Source organism: Priestia megaterium (assembly GCF_009497655.1).
Taxonomy (GTDB): domain Bacteria; phylum Bacillota; class Bacilli; order Bacillales; family Bacillaceae_H; genus Priestia; species Priestia zanthoxyli.
In genome coordinates this window covers 4,714,591-4,729,554 of the sequence record NZ_CP023317.1, presented here as the reverse complement: position 1 = coordinate 4,729,554, position 14,964 = coordinate 4,714,591, and the positions used below count along the sequence as shown (strand labels likewise).

General features: G+C 38.4%; 17 protein-coding genes and 1 pseudogene. 15 read left to right on the top strand and 3 right to left on the bottom strand.

All coding sequences use genetic code 11. From position 1 onward, the window contains the following. Nucleotides 1–184: 184 nt before the first annotated feature. The 10 genes from sufC to CEQ83_RS24245 all read left to right on the top strand — a co-directional run bounded on the left by sufC (nucleotide 185) and on the right by CEQ83_RS24245 (nucleotide 9,482). Nucleotides 185–970 (top strand): Fe-S cluster assembly ATPase SufC, encoded by a 786-nt coding sequence (gene sufC, locus CEQ83_RS24290; protein WP_013059647.1) that lies wholly within the window; start codon nucleotides 185–187, stop codon nucleotides 968–970. 17 nt (nucleotides 971–987) lie between these two features. After that, nucleotides 988–2,295, top strand: a complete 1,308-nt coding sequence (gene sufD, locus CEQ83_RS24285) for a Fe-S cluster assembly protein SufD (RefSeq protein WP_028412089.1) — start codon at nucleotides 988–990, stop codon at nucleotides 2,293–2,295. Next, nucleotides 2,295–3,515 (top strand): cysteine desulfurase, encoded by a 1,221-nt coding sequence (locus tag CEQ83_RS24280; RefSeq protein WP_013059645.1) that lies wholly within the window; start codon nucleotides 2,295–2,297, stop codon nucleotides 3,513–3,515. Before sufD ends, CEQ83_RS24280 begins: the two co-directional genes overlap by 1 nt. Beyond that, nucleotides 3,505–3,939 (top strand): Fe-S cluster assembly sulfur transfer protein SufU, encoded by a 435-nt coding sequence (gene sufU, locus CEQ83_RS24275; RefSeq protein ID WP_013085338.1) that lies wholly within the window; start codon nucleotides 3,505–3,507, stop codon nucleotides 3,937–3,939. The genes CEQ83_RS24280 and sufU overlap by 11 nt, the downstream gene beginning before the upstream one ends. 45 nt (nucleotides 3,940–3,984) lie before the next feature. Then, nucleotides 3,985–5,382, top strand: a complete 1,398-nt coding sequence (gene sufB / locus CEQ83_RS24270) for a Fe-S cluster assembly protein SufB (protein WP_013059643.1) — start codon at nucleotides 3,985–3,987, stop codon at nucleotides 5,380–5,382. A 101-nt stretch (nucleotides 5,383–5,483) separates the two neighbouring features. After that, nucleotides 5,484–6,338, top strand: a complete 855-nt coding sequence (locus tag CEQ83_RS24265) for a DUF72 domain-containing protein (protein ID WP_028412629.1) — start codon at nucleotides 5,484–5,486, stop codon at nucleotides 6,336–6,338. A gap of 120 nt (nucleotides 6,339–6,458) precedes the next feature. Beyond that, nucleotides 6,459–6,761, top strand: a complete 303-nt coding sequence (locus tag CEQ83_RS24260) for a YunC family protein (RefSeq protein WP_013059641.1) — start codon at nucleotides 6,459–6,461, stop codon at nucleotides 6,759–6,761. Nucleotides 6,762–6,850: 89 nt separating this feature from the next. Continuing rightward, complete coding sequence (yunB, locus tag CEQ83_RS24255; RefSeq protein WP_034264201.1) at nucleotides 6,851–7,603, top strand: sporulation protein YunB; 753 nt, start codon at nucleotides 6,851–6,853, stop codon at nucleotides 7,601–7,603. Nucleotides 7,604–7,851: 248 nt separating this feature from the next. Beyond that, nucleotides 7,852–9,366 (top strand): sodium-dependent transporter, encoded by a 1,515-nt coding sequence (locus CEQ83_RS24250; RefSeq protein WP_028412627.1) that lies wholly within the window; start codon nucleotides 7,852–7,854, stop codon nucleotides 9,364–9,366. Beyond that, entirely contained in the window at nucleotides 9,366–9,482 is a 117-nt protein-coding gene (locus CEQ83_RS24245; RefSeq protein ID WP_155017528.1) for a MetS family NSS transporter small subunit, read from the top strand. The genes CEQ83_RS24250 and CEQ83_RS24245 overlap by 1 nt, the downstream gene beginning before the upstream one ends. 30 nt (nucleotides 9,483–9,512) lie before the next feature. Here the strand turns inward: CEQ83_RS24245 and CEQ83_RS24240 are convergent, their stop codons facing one another. Next, complete coding sequence (locus tag CEQ83_RS24240; protein ID WP_028412626.1) at nucleotides 9,513–10,514, bottom strand: M23 family metallopeptidase; 1,002 nt, start codon at nucleotides 10,512–10,514, stop codon at nucleotides 9,513–9,515. A gap of 316 nt (nucleotides 10,515–10,830) precedes the next feature. On the opposite strand from CEQ83_RS24240, the gene lipA reads away from it, so the two are divergent. Beyond that, entirely contained in the window at nucleotides 10,831–11,730 is a 900-nt protein-coding gene (lipA, locus tag CEQ83_RS24235) for a lipoyl synthase (protein ID WP_013059637.1), read from the top strand. Between the two features lie 131 nt (nucleotides 11,731–11,861). Beyond that, nucleotides 11,862–12,062, top strand: a pseudogene (locus CEQ83_RS27835) (hypothetical protein); the annotation flags it as partial. 9 nt (nucleotides 12,063–12,071) lie between these two features. On the opposite strand, the gene CEQ83_RS24230 reads toward CEQ83_RS27835, so the two are convergent. Then, nucleotides 12,072–12,713 (bottom strand): YhcN/YlaJ family sporulation lipoprotein, encoded by a 642-nt coding sequence (locus tag CEQ83_RS24230; protein ID WP_155017527.1) that lies wholly within the window; start codon nucleotides 12,711–12,713, stop codon nucleotides 12,072–12,074. Nucleotides 12,714–12,909: 196 nt separating this feature from the next. On the opposite strand from CEQ83_RS24230, the gene CEQ83_RS24225 reads away from it, so the two are divergent. After that, nucleotides 12,910–13,185, top strand: a complete 276-nt coding sequence (locus tag CEQ83_RS24225; RefSeq protein ID WP_013059635.1) for a YutD family protein — start codon at nucleotides 12,910–12,912, stop codon at nucleotides 13,183–13,185. A 48-nt stretch (nucleotides 13,186–13,233) separates the two neighbouring features. Here CEQ83_RS24225 and CEQ83_RS24220 read toward each other — a convergent pair whose 3' ends face one another. Further along, entirely contained in the window at nucleotides 13,234–13,500 is a 267-nt protein-coding gene (locus tag CEQ83_RS24220; protein WP_033580450.1) for a DUF3055 domain-containing protein, read from the bottom strand. A gap of 162 nt (nucleotides 13,501–13,662) precedes the next feature. On the opposite strand from CEQ83_RS24220, the gene CEQ83_RS24215 reads away from it, so the two are divergent. After that, nucleotides 13,663–14,100: a DUF86 domain-containing protein gene (locus tag CEQ83_RS24215; protein WP_013085332.1), complete on the top strand. Its 438-nt coding sequence runs from the start codon at nucleotides 13,663–13,665 to the stop codon at nucleotides 14,098–14,100. Between the two features lie 74 nt (nucleotides 14,101–14,174). Continuing rightward, entirely contained in the window at nucleotides 14,175–14,945 is a 771-nt protein-coding gene (locus CEQ83_RS24210; RefSeq protein WP_013059632.1) for a TIGR01457 family HAD-type hydrolase, read from the top strand. Nucleotides 14,946–14,964 lie beyond the last annotated feature (19 nt).

The following is a 14,964-nucleotide window of genomic DNA, read 5'->3' as shown; positions in this document are numbered from 1 at the left end:
GCAACTTTTTTATGAGTGGATTTAGTCTTAAAAAACGTACATAATGGTTTAAAACCTTTTGGGTCAAAAGGTTGCTATAAGTTTTCATTTGTTATAAGATTGTAATGAGAATAAAATGAGAATAATTAAAAAGATATAGGTATATCGTTTTTTACTATATACGTCTATAACTGGAGGTTTTAATATGGCAGGGTCAACTTTAACAATTAAAGATCTTCATGTTGCAATTGAAGGTAAAGAAATTTTAAAAGGTGTTAATTTAGAAGTTAAGGGCGGCGAAATCCATGCAATCATGGGACCAAACGGTACTGGTAAATCAACATTATCTTCAGCAATCATGGGACATCCTAAATACGAGGTTACACAAGGAAGCATCACGCTAGACGGCGAAGATGTACTTGAGATGGAAGTAGATGAGCGCGCTCGTGCAGGTCTATTCCTAGCGATGCAATATCCAAGTGAAATCAGCGGGGTAACAAACGCAGACTTCCTACGTTCAGCAATTAATGCTCGTCGTGAAGAAGGCGAAGAAATTTCACTAATGAAATTCATCCGTCAATTAGACAAAAACATGGATTTCTTAGAAATGGATCAAGACATGGCTCAGCGTTACCTAAACGAAGGTTTCTCTGGCGGTGAGAAGAAGCGTAACGAAATTCTTCAATTAATGATGCTTCAACCAGGAATTGCAATTTTAGATGAAATCGACTCTGGTTTAGATATCGATGCGTTAAAAGTTGTATCAAAAGGTATTAATGAACTGCGCGGCAGCGAGTTTGGTTGCTTAATGATCACTCACTACCAACGTTTATTAAACTACATTACACCAGATAAAGTTCACGTTATGATGCAAGGTCGTGTTGTAAAATCAGGCGGACCAGAATTAGCGCAGCGTCTAGAAGCAGAAGGTTATGACTGGATCAAACAAGAATTAGGTATTGAAGACGAAACTGTAGAGCAAGAAGCTTAAGAGTTAGGAGGATCTCTATGACTATTGATACGAAATTACCATTTGATCAAGAGTACATCAGCAGCTTTTCAAAAGAAGCTAATGAACCAAGTTGGCTGCTAGATCTTCGCTTACAAGCTCTTGCGAAAGCAGAAGATCTTGCACTTCCAAAGCCAGATAAAACAAACATTTCGAAATGGAACTTTACTGCTTTTGACAAGCACACTTCACAGGCAAGCACAATCTCATCTGTAGACGAGCTTCCAGAAGTGGTTAAAGCACTGATTGATACAGAAGCGGTTAAGAATCTATATGTTCAGCGTGACCAAACAGCTGCATACTCAACGTTAACAGAAGAGCTAAAATCTCAAGGCGTTATCTTCACAGATATTCAAACAGCTGCTAAAGAGCATAGCGACCTTGTTGAGAAGTACTTCATGAAAGACGGAGTTAAAGTAGATGAGCACCGTTTAACTGCATTAAACGCAGCGTTATTAAACGGGGGTGTATTTGTATACGTTCCTAAAAATGTAGAAGTACAAGAGCCTCTTCAAGCTGTATTTGTCCGTGAAGATGAAGAAGCAGCTTTATTCAACCATGTTATTGTTGTAGCTGAAGACAACAGCTCAGTAACATATGTAGAAAACTACATTGCTACTGCTGAAGAGTCACACGGTGTTGTCAATATCGTGACGGAAGTATTCGCTAACAGCAATGCAAAAGTAACGTTTGGAGCTGTTGACTACTTAGCTAAAGGTACAACTACTTATGTGAACCGCCGCGGCGTAGCGGGCAAAGATGGTCGCATTGAGTGGGCTTTAGGCTTAATGAGTGAAGGAAATACAGTTTCAGAAAATACAACGTATCTAATGGGCGACGGTTCATATGGAGATACAAAAACGGTAACAGTTGGACGTGGAGAGCAGTCTCAAAACTTAACAACAAGTATCGTACACTTCGGAAAACATTCTGAAGGCTACATTTTAAAACACGGCGTTATGAAAGAAAGCGCGTCTTCAATCTTTAACGGTATCGGTAAAATTGAACACGGTGCATCTAAATCAAACGCTGAGCAAGAATCCCGTGTGTTAATGTTAAGTGAAAAAGCACGTGGAGATGCAAACCCAATTCTTCTAATTGATGAAGATGATGTAACAGCAGGACACGCTGCATCTGTTGGACGCGTAGATCCAATTCAGCTTTACTACTTAATGAGCCGCGGTATTCCGCAAACAGAAGCAGAACGTCTAGTTATTCACGGGTTCTTAGCACCAGTGGTAAACGAGTTGCCAATCGAAACGGTTAAAAAACAATTAACGGATTTAATTGAGAGGAAAGTTCGATAATGAATATCTCTGATATTCGTAAACAATTTCCTATTTTAGACCAAGAGGTAAATGGCAGCCCACTCGTTTATTTAGACAGTGCAGCAACTTCACAAAAGCCGCTTGCTGTAATTGAAGCAATTGAGAAGTATTACAAAGAATATAACTCAAACGTACACCGAGGTGTTCACACGCTTGGTACAAGAGCAACAGACGGATACGAAGGCGCTCGTGAAAAGGTTCGTAAGTTTATTAATGCAAAATCAACGGAAGAGATTATCTTTACGCGCGGTACAACGACAGCTCTTAATACAGTAGCTGCAAGCTATGGCCGTGCGAATCTTAAACCTGGTGATGAAATTGTGATTACTTATATGGAACATCACAGTAACATCATTCCTTGGCAGCAAGTTGCCAAGGAAACAGGTGCAACGTTAAAATATATTTCACTAACAGAAGATCATGCACTTTCACTAGAAGAGGTAAAAAGCACGATTACATCTAACACAAAAATTGTATCGATTATGCAAGTATCTAACGTATTGGGTACAATTAACCCAGTAAAAGAAATTGCAGAAATTGCACACGCTAACGGTGCAGTAATGGTTGTGGATGGTGCGCAAAGTACGCCTCACATGAAGGTGGATGTACAAGATTTAGACTGTGATTTCTTTGCTTTCTCTGGACATAAAATGGGCGGACCGACTGGAATCGGCGCTCTTTATGGAAAGAAAGAGCTTCTTGAAAAAATGGAACCAATCGAGTTTGGCGGCGAAATGATTGACTTCGTAAACTTATACGAATCAACGTGGAAAGAGCTTCCTTGGAAATTTGAAGGAGGTACGCCAATCATTGCAGGTGCAATTGGTTTAGGTGCAGCGATTGATTTCTTAGAAGAAGTTGGTTTAGATAACATTCAAGCACATGAGCACAAGCTAGCGCAATATGCACTGGATCGCTTATCGCAAGTAGATGGAATTACGATTTACGGACCGAAAGAGCGAGCGGGTGTTGTGACGTTTAATATTGAAGATGTGCATCCGCACGACGTTGCAACAGTAGTAGACGCTGATGGAATTGCGATTCGTGCAGGTCATCACTGTGCGCAGCCGCTGATGAAATATTTAAACGTATCGTCTACTGCACGTGCAAGCTTCTATCTGTATAACACGGAAGAAGAAGTAGATAAATTGGTGTCATCATTAATAAAAACGAAGGAGTATTTTACAAATGGCTTTTAATAATTTAGATACTCTCTATCGTCAAGTAATTATGGACCATTATAAAAACCCGCGTAATCGTGGAACATTGAATGAAGATACTGTGAACATTCATATGAATAACCCGACGTGCGGAGACCGCATTGAACTTTCTTTAAAAGTAGAGGACGGCAAAGTGGTGGATGCAAAGTTCGAAGGTGAAGGATGTTCAATTTCAATGTCATCAGCTTCAATGATGACACAAGCAATTAAAGGTCAAGAAGTAGACAAAGCGTTTAAAATGGCCCATATCTTCTCTGACATGATGCAAGGTAAAGAGTATGATGATAGTATAGATTTAGGAGATATTGAAGCACTTCAAGGTGTAGCAAAATTTCCTGCGCGTATTAAATGTGCAACACTAGCGTGGAAAGCGATGGAAAAAGGTCTTAACGAACAAAAATAAGACCTTCATTCATTCCCAATCCTATCAAGTAGGGGGTAATAAAAGATGGCTAAAAAAATGCCAGAAATCGGCGATTATAAATATGGATTTTCCGATAAAGACGTATCAATTTTCCGCTCTAAACGCGGTTTAACAAAAGAAATCGTAGAAGAAATTTCTCGTATGAAAGAGGAACCACAATGGATGCTTGACTTCCGTTTGAAATCTCTAGAGCACTTCTACAACATGCCAATGCCACAGTGGGGCGGAGACATGGCAAGCTTAGACTTTGATGAAATTACGTACTACGTAAAACCATCTGAGAAGTCTGAACGCTCTTGGGATGAAGTTCCTGAAGAAATTAAGCAAACGTTTGATAAACTTGGTATTCCTGAAGCAGAGCAAAAATATCTTGCGGGTGTATCAGCTCAGTACGAATCTGAAGTTGTTTATCACAATATGAAAGAAGATCTTGAAGCGCAAGGTATCGTATTTAAAGATACAGATACGGCGCTAAAAGAAAACGAAGATATTTTCCGCGAGCATTTTGGAAAAGTTATCCCGCCAACGGATAACAAATTCTCTGCTCTTAACTCAGCGGTTTGGTCTGGTGGATCATTCATTTACGTACCAAAAGGCGTAAAAGTAGATACACCATTACAAGCTTATTTCCGTATTAACTCTGAAAATATGGGACAGTTTGAGCGTACGTTAATTATTGCTGATGAAGGCTCACACGTCCACTATGTAGAGGGCTGTACAGCACCTGTTTATACAACAAACTCTCTTCACAGTGCCGTTGTAGAAATCATCATCAAAAAAGACGCGTATTGCCGCTATACAACAATTCAAAACTGGGCAAACAACGTATACAACCTTGTAACAAAACGTGCAGTTTGTGAAGCAAACGCAACAATGGAATGGATTGATGGAAACATCGGTTCTAAGTTAACAATGAAATATCCAGCTGTTATCTTAAAAGGCGAAGGCGCACGCGGTATGACATTATCCATTGCCCTTGCTGGTAAAGGACAGCACCAAGATGCTGGTGCAAAAATGATTCACTTAGCACCAAACACATCTTCAACGATCGTATCAAAATCAATTTCAAAACAAGGCGGTAAAGTAACATACCGCGGTATCGTACACTTTGGCCGTAAAGCAGAAGGTGCACGTGCGAACATTGAGTGTGATACGCTAATTATGGATAACCAATCAACTTCTGATACAATTCCGTACAATGAGATTTTAAATGACAACATCTCACTTGAACACGAAGCGAAAGTATCAAAAGTATCTGAAGAACAATTATTCTATCTAATGAGCCGCGGTATTTCTGAAGAAGAAGCGACAGAAATGATTGTAATGGGCTTTATTGAACCATTTACAAAAGAGCTTCCAATGGAATATGCAGTAGAGATGAACCGTCTAATCAAATTTGAAATGGAAGGTTCAATCGGTTAATAATAGATAAAAACTCGTTTGCTGTTTAAGCAAACGAGTTTTTTTGTATCGTTTGTATTAAAATAAAGAAAAGCAATCTAAGAAAATAGAGGAGGAATGGCATGATTTATATTGGAGTTACAGGCTGGGGAGATCATGATTCATTATATGAAGCGGGTGTTTCATCAAGAGACAAGCTTGCCGTATACGCAGGCCATTTTCCAATTGTTGAAGTCGATTCATCTTTCTACGCCATTCAACCTAAGTCAAATGTTGAAAAGTGGGTGAATGATACGCCGGAATCTTTTCGTTTTGTGGTAAAAGCCTATCAAGGCATGACGGGGCATATGAGAGAAGGAAATCCGTTTGATAGCAAAGAAGAAATGTTTCATGCATTTTTAGAATCAGTGAAGCCATATGTAAGTTCAAATAAGCTTGGTATGATTTTATTTCAAATGCCGCCTTGGTTTGACTGTACAAAAGAAAACGTAGCCTATTTGAGGTATAGCCGTGAGAAGTTTGGAGATTTGCCAGTAGCGCTGGAGTTTCGAAATCAATCTTGGTTTAAACCGTTTTTCTATGATAAAACGTTAACGTTTATGGAACAAGAGAAGTGGATTCATGGTATTTGTGATGAACCGCAGGCAGGAGAAGGATCTATTCCCATTGTGATTCATGCTACAGATAAACAGAAAACACTTATACGTTTTCATGGACGAAACGTACACGGTTGGAATAAGCCCGCAGAAGGCAATTGGCGAGCGGTAAGGTTTTTGTATCGTTACAATGAAAAAGAGCTCCTAGAGTGGAAAGAACGTCTTGAAAAGCTGCAAAAACAAACGAAGGACATTTACCTGTTATTTAATAATAACTCCGGCGGAGATGCTGTACATAATGCCAAACAGCTCATGAGCTTATTAAATATTGAATATGAGAATTTAGCTCCTAAGCAACTAGATTTTTTTAACGAATTTTAGCACCGAGGTCTATAAAATGTATAAGGATTACTCTAAACGTTAAATAGGTAGAAAAGTATATGTAAAACCTCACTTTTTTCTTTCAAAATCATAAATTGATTAAGAAAGGAGTGAGCTACTATGATTACCTTAGCGCCTATCGTAATTGAAGGTCATACGTTTAATGCAGTTACCGTATTGCTGCCAAAAACAACTTTGTTAACCATTTCATCAGATAAAGGCTACATTATGTGCGGAGCACTAGACGTAGGTCTATTAAATGATAAATTAGCTGATCGTCAAATAATAGCTGGAAGAGCTGTAGGTGTACGTACAATTGAGCAGCTTCTTGAAGCGCCGCTTGAATCTGTAACGCTTGAAGCTGAAAAAAGAGGGATTTTTAAAGGCACAATTGGCAAAGATGCTTTATTGAAAATGCTTTAATATAGTCGAGAATTTAAGATAAAACTTTTTAAAAGAAGCGTGAACCTCCTTATACATGCATACATATAGCTTGTAAGGAGGGATTTTTTTTGGTTAAACTTCGTCGGAAATTAACAAGAAAAGGCCCGCTTCCTTTTCGTTACGTTCTGTTGCTCACCTTTCTTTTTTTTATGCTTTCCACAGGGGTAGGATTATGGCTAATTAATAGAGGGATTGAACCAACGTTGATGAAATATGCTGAAGCACAAACAAAAGAGATTGCAACTTTAGTTATTAATAAAGCGGTGAATAAACAGGTACTGGATCAGCTCGACGTAGATGTTATTAAAGTGGAATCTACACCTAACGGTCAAGTAGCCAAAATTGACACAGCGCTTGTGAACCGAGTTAGAGCTCAAACTACGTCATTTGTCCAGGCTAACTTAAAAGAAGCAGAGAAAGGGAATTTAGATGCACTTGAACTTCCAACAGATATTCGTATTGAAAAAAATGAAAAGTTGCGGAATCAAGGAATTGTCTACCAAGTTCCGCTTGGGCAAGCGACTAATAATGCGCTGCTTGGAAATCTGGGTCCGCTGATTCCGGTTAAATTTCATGCTATTGGTGACGTTCAAACAGACGTAGTGCGAAAAATCGAGGAGTATGGAATAAATAATGCGTTTCTTGAAGTATCTATCAAAGTGAAAGTAAACATGCAAATCATTATCCCATTTGCAACTAAAAAAACAACCGTTACGGCTACAATCCCAGTCGGAGGCACCGTTATTCCTGGAAATGTTCCTGACTATTTTAACGGTGGAAACTCGTCTTCTCCGGCGATTGAACTTCCGAAGAAAAATTAACAATATTATATTAACGTGATAAAGTATTATTGAAAAAGCAGGTACGGAAGTTCAAAAAGACTTTCATACTTGCTTTTATTCATTGGTTAATTTGTCTGAATTTTCTATAAAAAATATTTTGACATACTATCTTCTCCCTTCTATAATTTGAGATAGGAAGTTATAGAAAGAATAATCTAAAAATTATAAAAATTCTCGTTGATCTGCGATAAAAAGAGAGTAGGGAGAGAACAAGAGGGGGAATTACGGTGGAAAATAGGCCGCAGTGGGGATCAAGAGCAGGGTTTATTTTAGCAGCAGCAGGTTCAGCAATTGGACTAGGGAATATATGGAGGTTTCCAGCTACTGCATATGAAAACGGAGGAGGAGCATTTTTTCTTCCCTATTTATTTGCTTTGTTGACGGCAGGGATTCCTATTTTAATCATGGAGTTTGCTATAGGTCATAAATATAAAGGTTCTTCTCCTTTATCATTAGCGAGACTAAGTCCAAAGGCTGAGTGGCTAGGCTGGTGGCAAGTAGCTATTTCCTTTTTTATTTCAGTTTACTATTCCGTTATTATCGCATGGGCGATGTCGTATTTTATCTTTTCATTTAAGTTAAGCTGGGGAAAGGATACGGAAGCGTTTTTATATGGAGATTACTTAAAGTTAGCCGAAGCACCAGGACAAACAGGAAGCATCGTATTACATGTTTTAATTCCGCTTGTACTTGTATGGATTGTGACGTTAGGTGTGTTATTAAAAGGAATCAAAAAAGGAATTGAAGCGGCAAATAAAATCTTTTTACCAACACTAATTGTTCTATTTTTAATCATTGTCATTCGAGCAGTAACATTGGACGGAGCAATGGAAGGTCTGCACGCTTTTTTTAAACCAAACTGGAGCGCAATTGGAGATGGAAAGGTTTGGATCGCAGCATATGGTCAAATTTTCTTTAGTTTATCTGTTGGTTTTGCTATTATGATCACTTATTCCAGTTACCTTCCAAAGAAATCTGATTTAACTAATAATGCGTTTATTACTGGATTCGGTAATTCCGCTTTTGAATTACTAGCAGGAATCGGTGTGTTTAGCGCACTTGGTTTTATGGCCACTCAGCAAGGTATCCCAATCGATAAGGTGGTTCAGGGAGGGGTAGGACTAGCCTTTGTTGTTTTCCCGCAAATTATTAATGAATTTCCAGCCTTTAAACAGCTGTTTGGCATGTTATTCTTTGCTTCCTTAACATTAGCAGGATTAACGTCACTTATTTCAATTATTGAAACATTTGTAGCAGGCATTCAAGATAAATTTACTATCTCACGTACAAAATCCGTATTAATAGGCGGAGGAATCGCTTCAATTTGCTCCCTATTATTTGCAACACAGGGCGGACTTTATTTCTTAGATGTGGTCGATTATTTCATTAATAACTTTGGAGTTGCTTTAGCAGGCTTAGTAGAAGTTGTATTAGTTGCTTGGGTATTTAAAAAGCTGAGCAGCCTTCAGCAGCATGCAAACGAAGTTTCTGATATTCGAATCGGTTCATGGTGGAAGATATGTTTAGGAGTAGTTACACCGCTTGTACTTGGGTATATGATGTTTGATAACTTCCGAAAAAATATTTCAGAAAATTACGAGCAGTATGCAACGACTTTTGTAGGTCCTTTTGGTTGGGGCGTGGCAGCTCTGGCTGTTATTTTAGGAATTGCTTTTTCTTTTGCACGATGGAAAGATGGGGCGACTCGTTTGTCAGTTAAAGAGAAGGGGGTTTCTAAATAATGGATGGAAGTTCAATTACAATGCTGGTTGTAGGGATGGTCATCATATGGGGCGGCTTGGCCGCGAGTATTGCTCATGCTGTGAAAAAAGCAAAAGAAAGTAAACCATCAGGATAAAAAAACAGGAAGCATTAGCTTCCTGTTTTTTTATTTTTTCTTTAGTTCTAAACGATCATTTCTTTCCCACGTTCTTAACTGAGGATATGGGTCAAACGACCACTCATTTTTGCCGTTATCTTTATACATTCCGTAATGCAAGTGAGGAGGGAATTTCCCAGAAGTTCCAGGAGGTCCATAACCTGAACTTCCTACTCCGCCAATAAGTGTTCCTGGTTCTACAATTTGTCCTACTTTTAAATTTTTTGCAAATCCGCTTAAATGAGCTAAATAGTGATAGTTATTATGAAGGTCACGAATACCGATTCGCCAGCCTCCATATTTATTCCATCCTTTAAGCTCAATAATGCCATAGCAAGGGGATTTTACTGGAACTCCATAATCTGCAAAAATGTCTGTTCCTTCATGGATTCGTTTTCCACCCCAGCCGCGCGCATCTCCCCATGTACTGCGATAACTGTAGTTCGCACGGAGAGGGACAGGAAATGAAGAACCTTTTAAATCAATGCGACCGTAATGGCGAAAAATTTTAGCATTCCCTAAAATAATATCAACCGCTTTAGCCCGGTGATAATAGTTCCAAAGCGCAATTTTAATATAGTCTTCGGACACCCCGAACGTCCGAATATAGTCTGCCATGGTAAAAAGCATATCTTCATCATTAAATTGGTCTGCTTTTTTGTCTCCGTTCCCATCTTTACCCATTCCCCCGAGAAGAGAAATAGTAAGTGGGTTTGTATCTTCCAAATTTGGATTTAAAGAACCTGACCATTTTTCTGGAGGATAATAAATGGCGATCGCACCTTTTTCTCTTGGAATATCTTTATGAGAGCGTCGAATATTTCGTTCATACTGGTCAATCCCAGCAAAGTAATACCAAGGAATTGTAGTAGCGGCTTCCATTTGGTTATACAGCTCTAATCTCTTTTGAATAAGCATTTTTTCTTGATCTGCTGAAGATTCAGCTGTTACGTGGTGCCATCCTGTGAATATAGACATGAACATAAAAAGTAAGATAATCGTTTTGCGCATCGTGTTTCCCCCTTTCTAAAAATAGTGTGTAACACTAGTTTGCAGCGAGAAAAAAGATTTCATAAATATTAATTAATGGAAATCGCTTCAAAACTTTTTAAAAGAATTTTATTCAGAAGATAAATGGAAATTATACGGAGGATGAAAACGCACACATTTGGATGGAAAATAGAAGAAAACTGAGGAAAATAAAGAGCAGACAACTTGTCGAATCTCACTTTTTTATGATAAAGTGACATATAGTTATGTTTTTAATATGTAGTTAAAATTAAGCATATAGGTTATAGACATTTTCTAGATTGGTGGAGTTGATAATATGGCAACAAAAGAAGAGCATGTCCGCAAACCCGAGTGGCTGAAGATTAAGCTAAACACAAACGAAAATTACACAGGCTTAAAGAAAATGATGCGTGAAAAAAACCTTCATACAGTTTGTGAAGAAGCAAGATGTCCAAATATTCATGAGTGTTGGGCTGTTCGTCGTACGGCAACTTTTATGATTTTAGGAGAAGTATGTACACGTGCCTGTCGTTTTTGCGCGGTTAAGACAGGTTTACCAACAGAATTAGATTTAGAAGAGCCAGAACGCGTAGCAGATTCTGTTCAGCTAATGAACTTAAAACATGCGGTTATCACAGTAGTAGCTCGCGATGATTTAAAAGACGGAGGAGCAAGCGTATTAGCTGAAACAATTCGTGCGATTCGTCGTAAAAATCCATTCACAACAATTGAAGTATTGCCTTCTGATATGGGCGGTGTGGAAGAGAACTTACGTATTGTAATGGACGCACGTCCTGATATTTTAAACCATAATATTGAAACAGTACGCAGCCTTACGCCTCGTGTTCGTGCTCGTGCTAAATATGAGCGTTCTCTTGAGTTCCTTCGCCGTGCAAAAGAAATGCAGCCGGATATCCCTACAAAATCAAGTATCATGCTTGGTCTAGGAGAAACAAAAGAAGAAATTATTGAAACGATGGATGATTTGCGTGCGAACAATGTAGATATTATGACGCTAGGCCAATATCTACAGCCAACTAAAAAGCACATAAAAGTTCAGAAATATTACCATCCAAATGAGTTTGAAGAGCTAAAAGAAATTGCATTATCAAAAGGATTCAGCCATGTCGAAGCAGGTCCTCTTGTACGTTCTTCTTACCATGCAGATGAGCAAGTTAACGCTGCTGCCAAAAACAAAGCACAAGAAAGCAAATAAGGTAAAAAGAGGCTGGGACGAAAGTAGTTTAGCCGAAGTGAAAAACGAACCATTAATCAAATTGTTTGATTAGTGGTTCGTTTTTTTGTTACGGTTAACGTGAAATTTATCTGTTTTGTTCCTTCTAGCAGTTGATTGGAGGGCAAGGCGAAGACTCCTGCGGGAACAGCGGAACAGGTGAGACCCCACAGGAGCGCAAGCGACGAGGAGGCTCAGCGGCCGCCCGCGGAAAGCGAAGCCATGCACGGAAATCAACTGCGGTGTCACAAGCGGTTCAGCTCATGTGTCTCATTTCTTCGTCTTTCGATTACATTCTTTTAGTTACGTCTCAACTTTTTTGTCTATTCCACCATATCTTTGTCAGTCATCGGTTCATTCAATTCGTTTTTCTCTCTTCCATTTGCATCTTCTCCGCCGTTCATTTTACGCCCTTGGGGAGATTTTAGCATTTGTTGAATAACAGCATCGATTCGTTTTCTAGCATCATTTGTTTGTGTATTCATTTCACTGATATTTTCGATTTGGTCCATCTGTTTCGGATTATCTGAGACGTATACATGATAATAACGAGGGACTACAGACATAGCTGTACGTTTTACCTGATCGGCTGCGTTATTCCTGTTTTTAGCATCTGTTTTATAAGCAACAAGCACATCTTTATCCGTTACTAGCGTAGCGGCTTGTTTAACATTTGGGATAGCGGTGCTCAGTTTACTAATATTGTCGGCTGCTTCCTCTCGGTTAAATGTTCCTACTTGGTTCATATTGGAACTTTGTTCATTTGTGTTTTTAGTGTATCGGACATATCCATAATTTGTGCCGCTATTATTATTTGGATTATAATAATGATTAGGCTCGTTTACATTAATGGCATCTGGGTTGTTTGGTGATAAATTTTCATTTTCAGCTGTGTTTTTATTTTGACAGCCAATGGTTAAAATACTTGTTATCAAAGCGATTCCAAGAATAGATTTCTTCACCATTTCCACCTCCTGTAGTTAAATATCGTACGCCAGGTAAACCGGCGAACCTTCATGTGGAGCATAAAAGATCAGTAGGTATACCGATAAAACTCCTACAGGATTAGAGTGCTGCTTATACGTGAAAAATTTCATGTTAATTGATGGTTTCATCATCATAATTATGGTATGGTAAATTTTAAGAGAAGAGGTGTGAGCAATGGTCTGTATCAATAATATTTGTTATGAAGTATTAAAAGATGAGCGCGAGGCATTTAATGAAGAGGCGTTTAGAGGTCGCTTTATTGACGTGCTGAGCCGCTATGACTATATTGTGGGAGATTGGGGATACAATCAGCTTCGACTGCGAGGCTTTTTTGATGATCGTAACCAGAAGGCAACGTACGATACGAAGATTAGTACGCTTCAAGACTATTTACATGAATATTGTAATTTTGGCTGTGCGTATTTTGTCTTAAAAAAAGTCCATAAGTAAAAAAAGGCAAGCCGAAGACACTAATTGTCCTTCACGCTGCCTTTTTTTTTAGATGATTTCATATAAAAATTCGCGAAGTTCCTGACCATCTTCGCTGTTTAGTTTAAATACTTCTTCAAGATAGTGGGGTTCTTCAAGGTCATCTTGTCCAATAATGGCAAAGCGTCCTCCTTGAATATCAAGAACAACTTGTTTGCCATAATAACGGTCGGTTTGGATAATAGCTAAATCAAATCGTTGATTTTCGCCCATAAAGCTGACAAACCGGGTCTTTGTAGAGACGACATCGTCATATAGATAAAAGCGTTCGCTCATAGGTATACTCCTTTCATAGGTTGTATTTGTATCATATCAAATAAGGTCAAAAACAAAAATGAATTTATCAAATGGATAATGGGTCATGATAAAATAGAACAGGAACCCCGTTTGTTTATGAAAGAAGATTTATACAGAGCTGACAACTAGGGAGGAAATAATATGTACTTTGTAGATCGTGAAAAAATAGAAGCCACGCTTGTTTTTTTTGATGAACACGTTCGTTTGTTTGCTGAGCATTCGAGCTGGAACACAGAAATAGAGAAAAAGGCATTAGAGAGAATTGTACATCTTTTAATTGAAAACGTTTTAGATGTAGGAAATGCAATGATTGATGGTTTTATTATGAGAGACCCAGGCAGTTACGATGATATCATTGACATTTTAGTTGATGAGAAAGTGGTTAAAAAAGAGGAAGAAACACCATTAAAAGAGATTGTTCAATTGCGTAAAAGCCTTGTTCAAGAATATGTGGATGTTAATCATCAGGATATTTATCAAAAAGTGATGCAGCATAAAGACGTACTGGCAGCATTTTCAGAGCGCGTAAGGACATATCTAGAGACAGAGTTAGGACCTGTGTCTGCTTTTCGTAACTAAAGGCAAGCAATTTGTAGTTGTATAAAAAATAAGCTATGATTTCAAGTATGAGACTTGAAAGGAGATCACACAACATGAAGGAATATAAAGGATATTTGATTGATTTAGATGGAACCATGTACAAAGGAACAGAGCTAATTGCCGAGGCGCGTGATTTTGTTATTAAATTAAAGGAAAAAGGAATTCCTTATTTATTTGTAACAAACAACTCAACAAAAACGCCCGATAAAGTAGCTGAAAAGCTAGAGGCATTTGGCATTCCTGCAACAGAAGAGCAAGTTTTTACAACGAGCCAGGCAACAGCTAATTATTTGCATGAACGCAAAGCAAACGCTTCAGCTTATGTAATTGGTGGAGAAGGAATCCGACATGCGTTGCTTGAAAAAGGATTTACCATTGAAGAGGAAGATACGGATTTCGTAGTTGTTGGTTTGGATCAGGAAATTACATATGAAAAATTAGCAAAAGCATGTTTAAACGTTCGAAACGGCGCCTTTTTTGTTTCGACGAACGGAGATATTGCGATTCCTACTGAAAGAGGCTTACTGCCTGGTAATGGATCTATCACGTCCGTTATTACTGTTTCTACTCAAACAAATCCAGTATTTATTGGTAAACCAGAAAGTATTATTATGGAGCAAGCCCTTGAAGTCATCGGTACGCCAAAAGAAGAAACAATCATGATTGGTGATTACTATGATACAGATATTTTAGCAGGGATGAATGCAGGCTTAGATACATTATTAGTCCATACAGGGGTAACAACAAGAGAGTTACTAGAAGGATATGAGAAAAAGCCAACTTATACGGTAGATTCACTAAAAGAGTGGATGGAGCGAATTTAAAAAGCTGTCAATTGACAGC

Bases quoted from the DNA above. Each gene is read 5' to 3' on its own strand.
- CEQ83_RS24210 (WP_013059632.1), top strand. From the start codon at position 14,175: ATGAAGGAATATAAAGGATATTTGATTGATTTAGATGGAACCATGTAC.
- CEQ83_RS24215 (WP_013085332.1), top strand. From the start codon at position 13,663: ATGTACTTTGTAGATCGTGAAAAAATAGAAGCCACGCTTGTTTTTTTT.
- CEQ83_RS24240 (WP_028412626.1), bottom strand. From the start codon at position 10,514: ATGCGCAAAACGATTATCTTACTTTTTATGTTCATGTCTATATTCACA.
- sufC (WP_013059647.1), top strand. From the start codon at position 185: ATGGCAGGGTCAACTTTAACAATTAAAGATCTTCATGTTGCAATTGAA.
- CEQ83_RS24245 (WP_155017528.1), top strand. From the start codon at position 9,366: ATGGATGGAAGTTCAATTACAATGCTGGTTGTAGGGATGGTCATCATA.
- sufB (WP_013059643.1), top strand. From the start codon at position 3,985: ATGGCTAAAAAAATGCCAGAAATCGGCGATTATAAATATGGATTTTCC.
- CEQ83_RS24230 (WP_155017527.1), bottom strand. From the start codon at position 12,713: ATGGTGAAGAAATCTATTCTTGGAATCGCTTTGATAACAAGTATTTTA.
- CEQ83_RS24225 (WP_013059635.1), top strand. From the start codon at position 12,910: ATGGTCTGTATCAATAATATTTGTTATGAAGTATTAAAAGATGAGCGC.
- CEQ83_RS24265 (WP_028412629.1), top strand. From the start codon at position 5,484: ATGATTTATATTGGAGTTACAGGCTGGGGAGATCATGATTCATTATAT.
- sufD (WP_028412089.1), top strand. From the start codon at position 988: ATGACTATTGATACGAAATTACCATTTGATCAAGAGTACATCAGCAGC.
- CEQ83_RS24260 (WP_013059641.1), top strand. From the start codon at position 6,459: ATGATTACCTTAGCGCCTATCGTAATTGAAGGTCATACGTTTAATGCA.
- CEQ83_RS24220 (WP_033580450.1), bottom strand. From the start codon at position 13,500: ATGAGCGAACGCTTTTATCTATATGACGATGTCGTCTCTACAAAGACC.
- sufU (WP_013085338.1), top strand. From the start codon at position 3,505: ATGGCTTTTAATAATTTAGATACTCTCTATCGTCAAGTAATTATGGAC.
- CEQ83_RS24280 (WP_013059645.1), top strand. From the start codon at position 2,295: ATGAATATCTCTGATATTCGTAAACAATTTCCTATTTTAGACCAAGAG.
- lipA (WP_013059637.1), top strand. From the start codon at position 10,831: ATGGCAACAAAAGAAGAGCATGTCCGCAAACCCGAGTGGCTGAAGATT.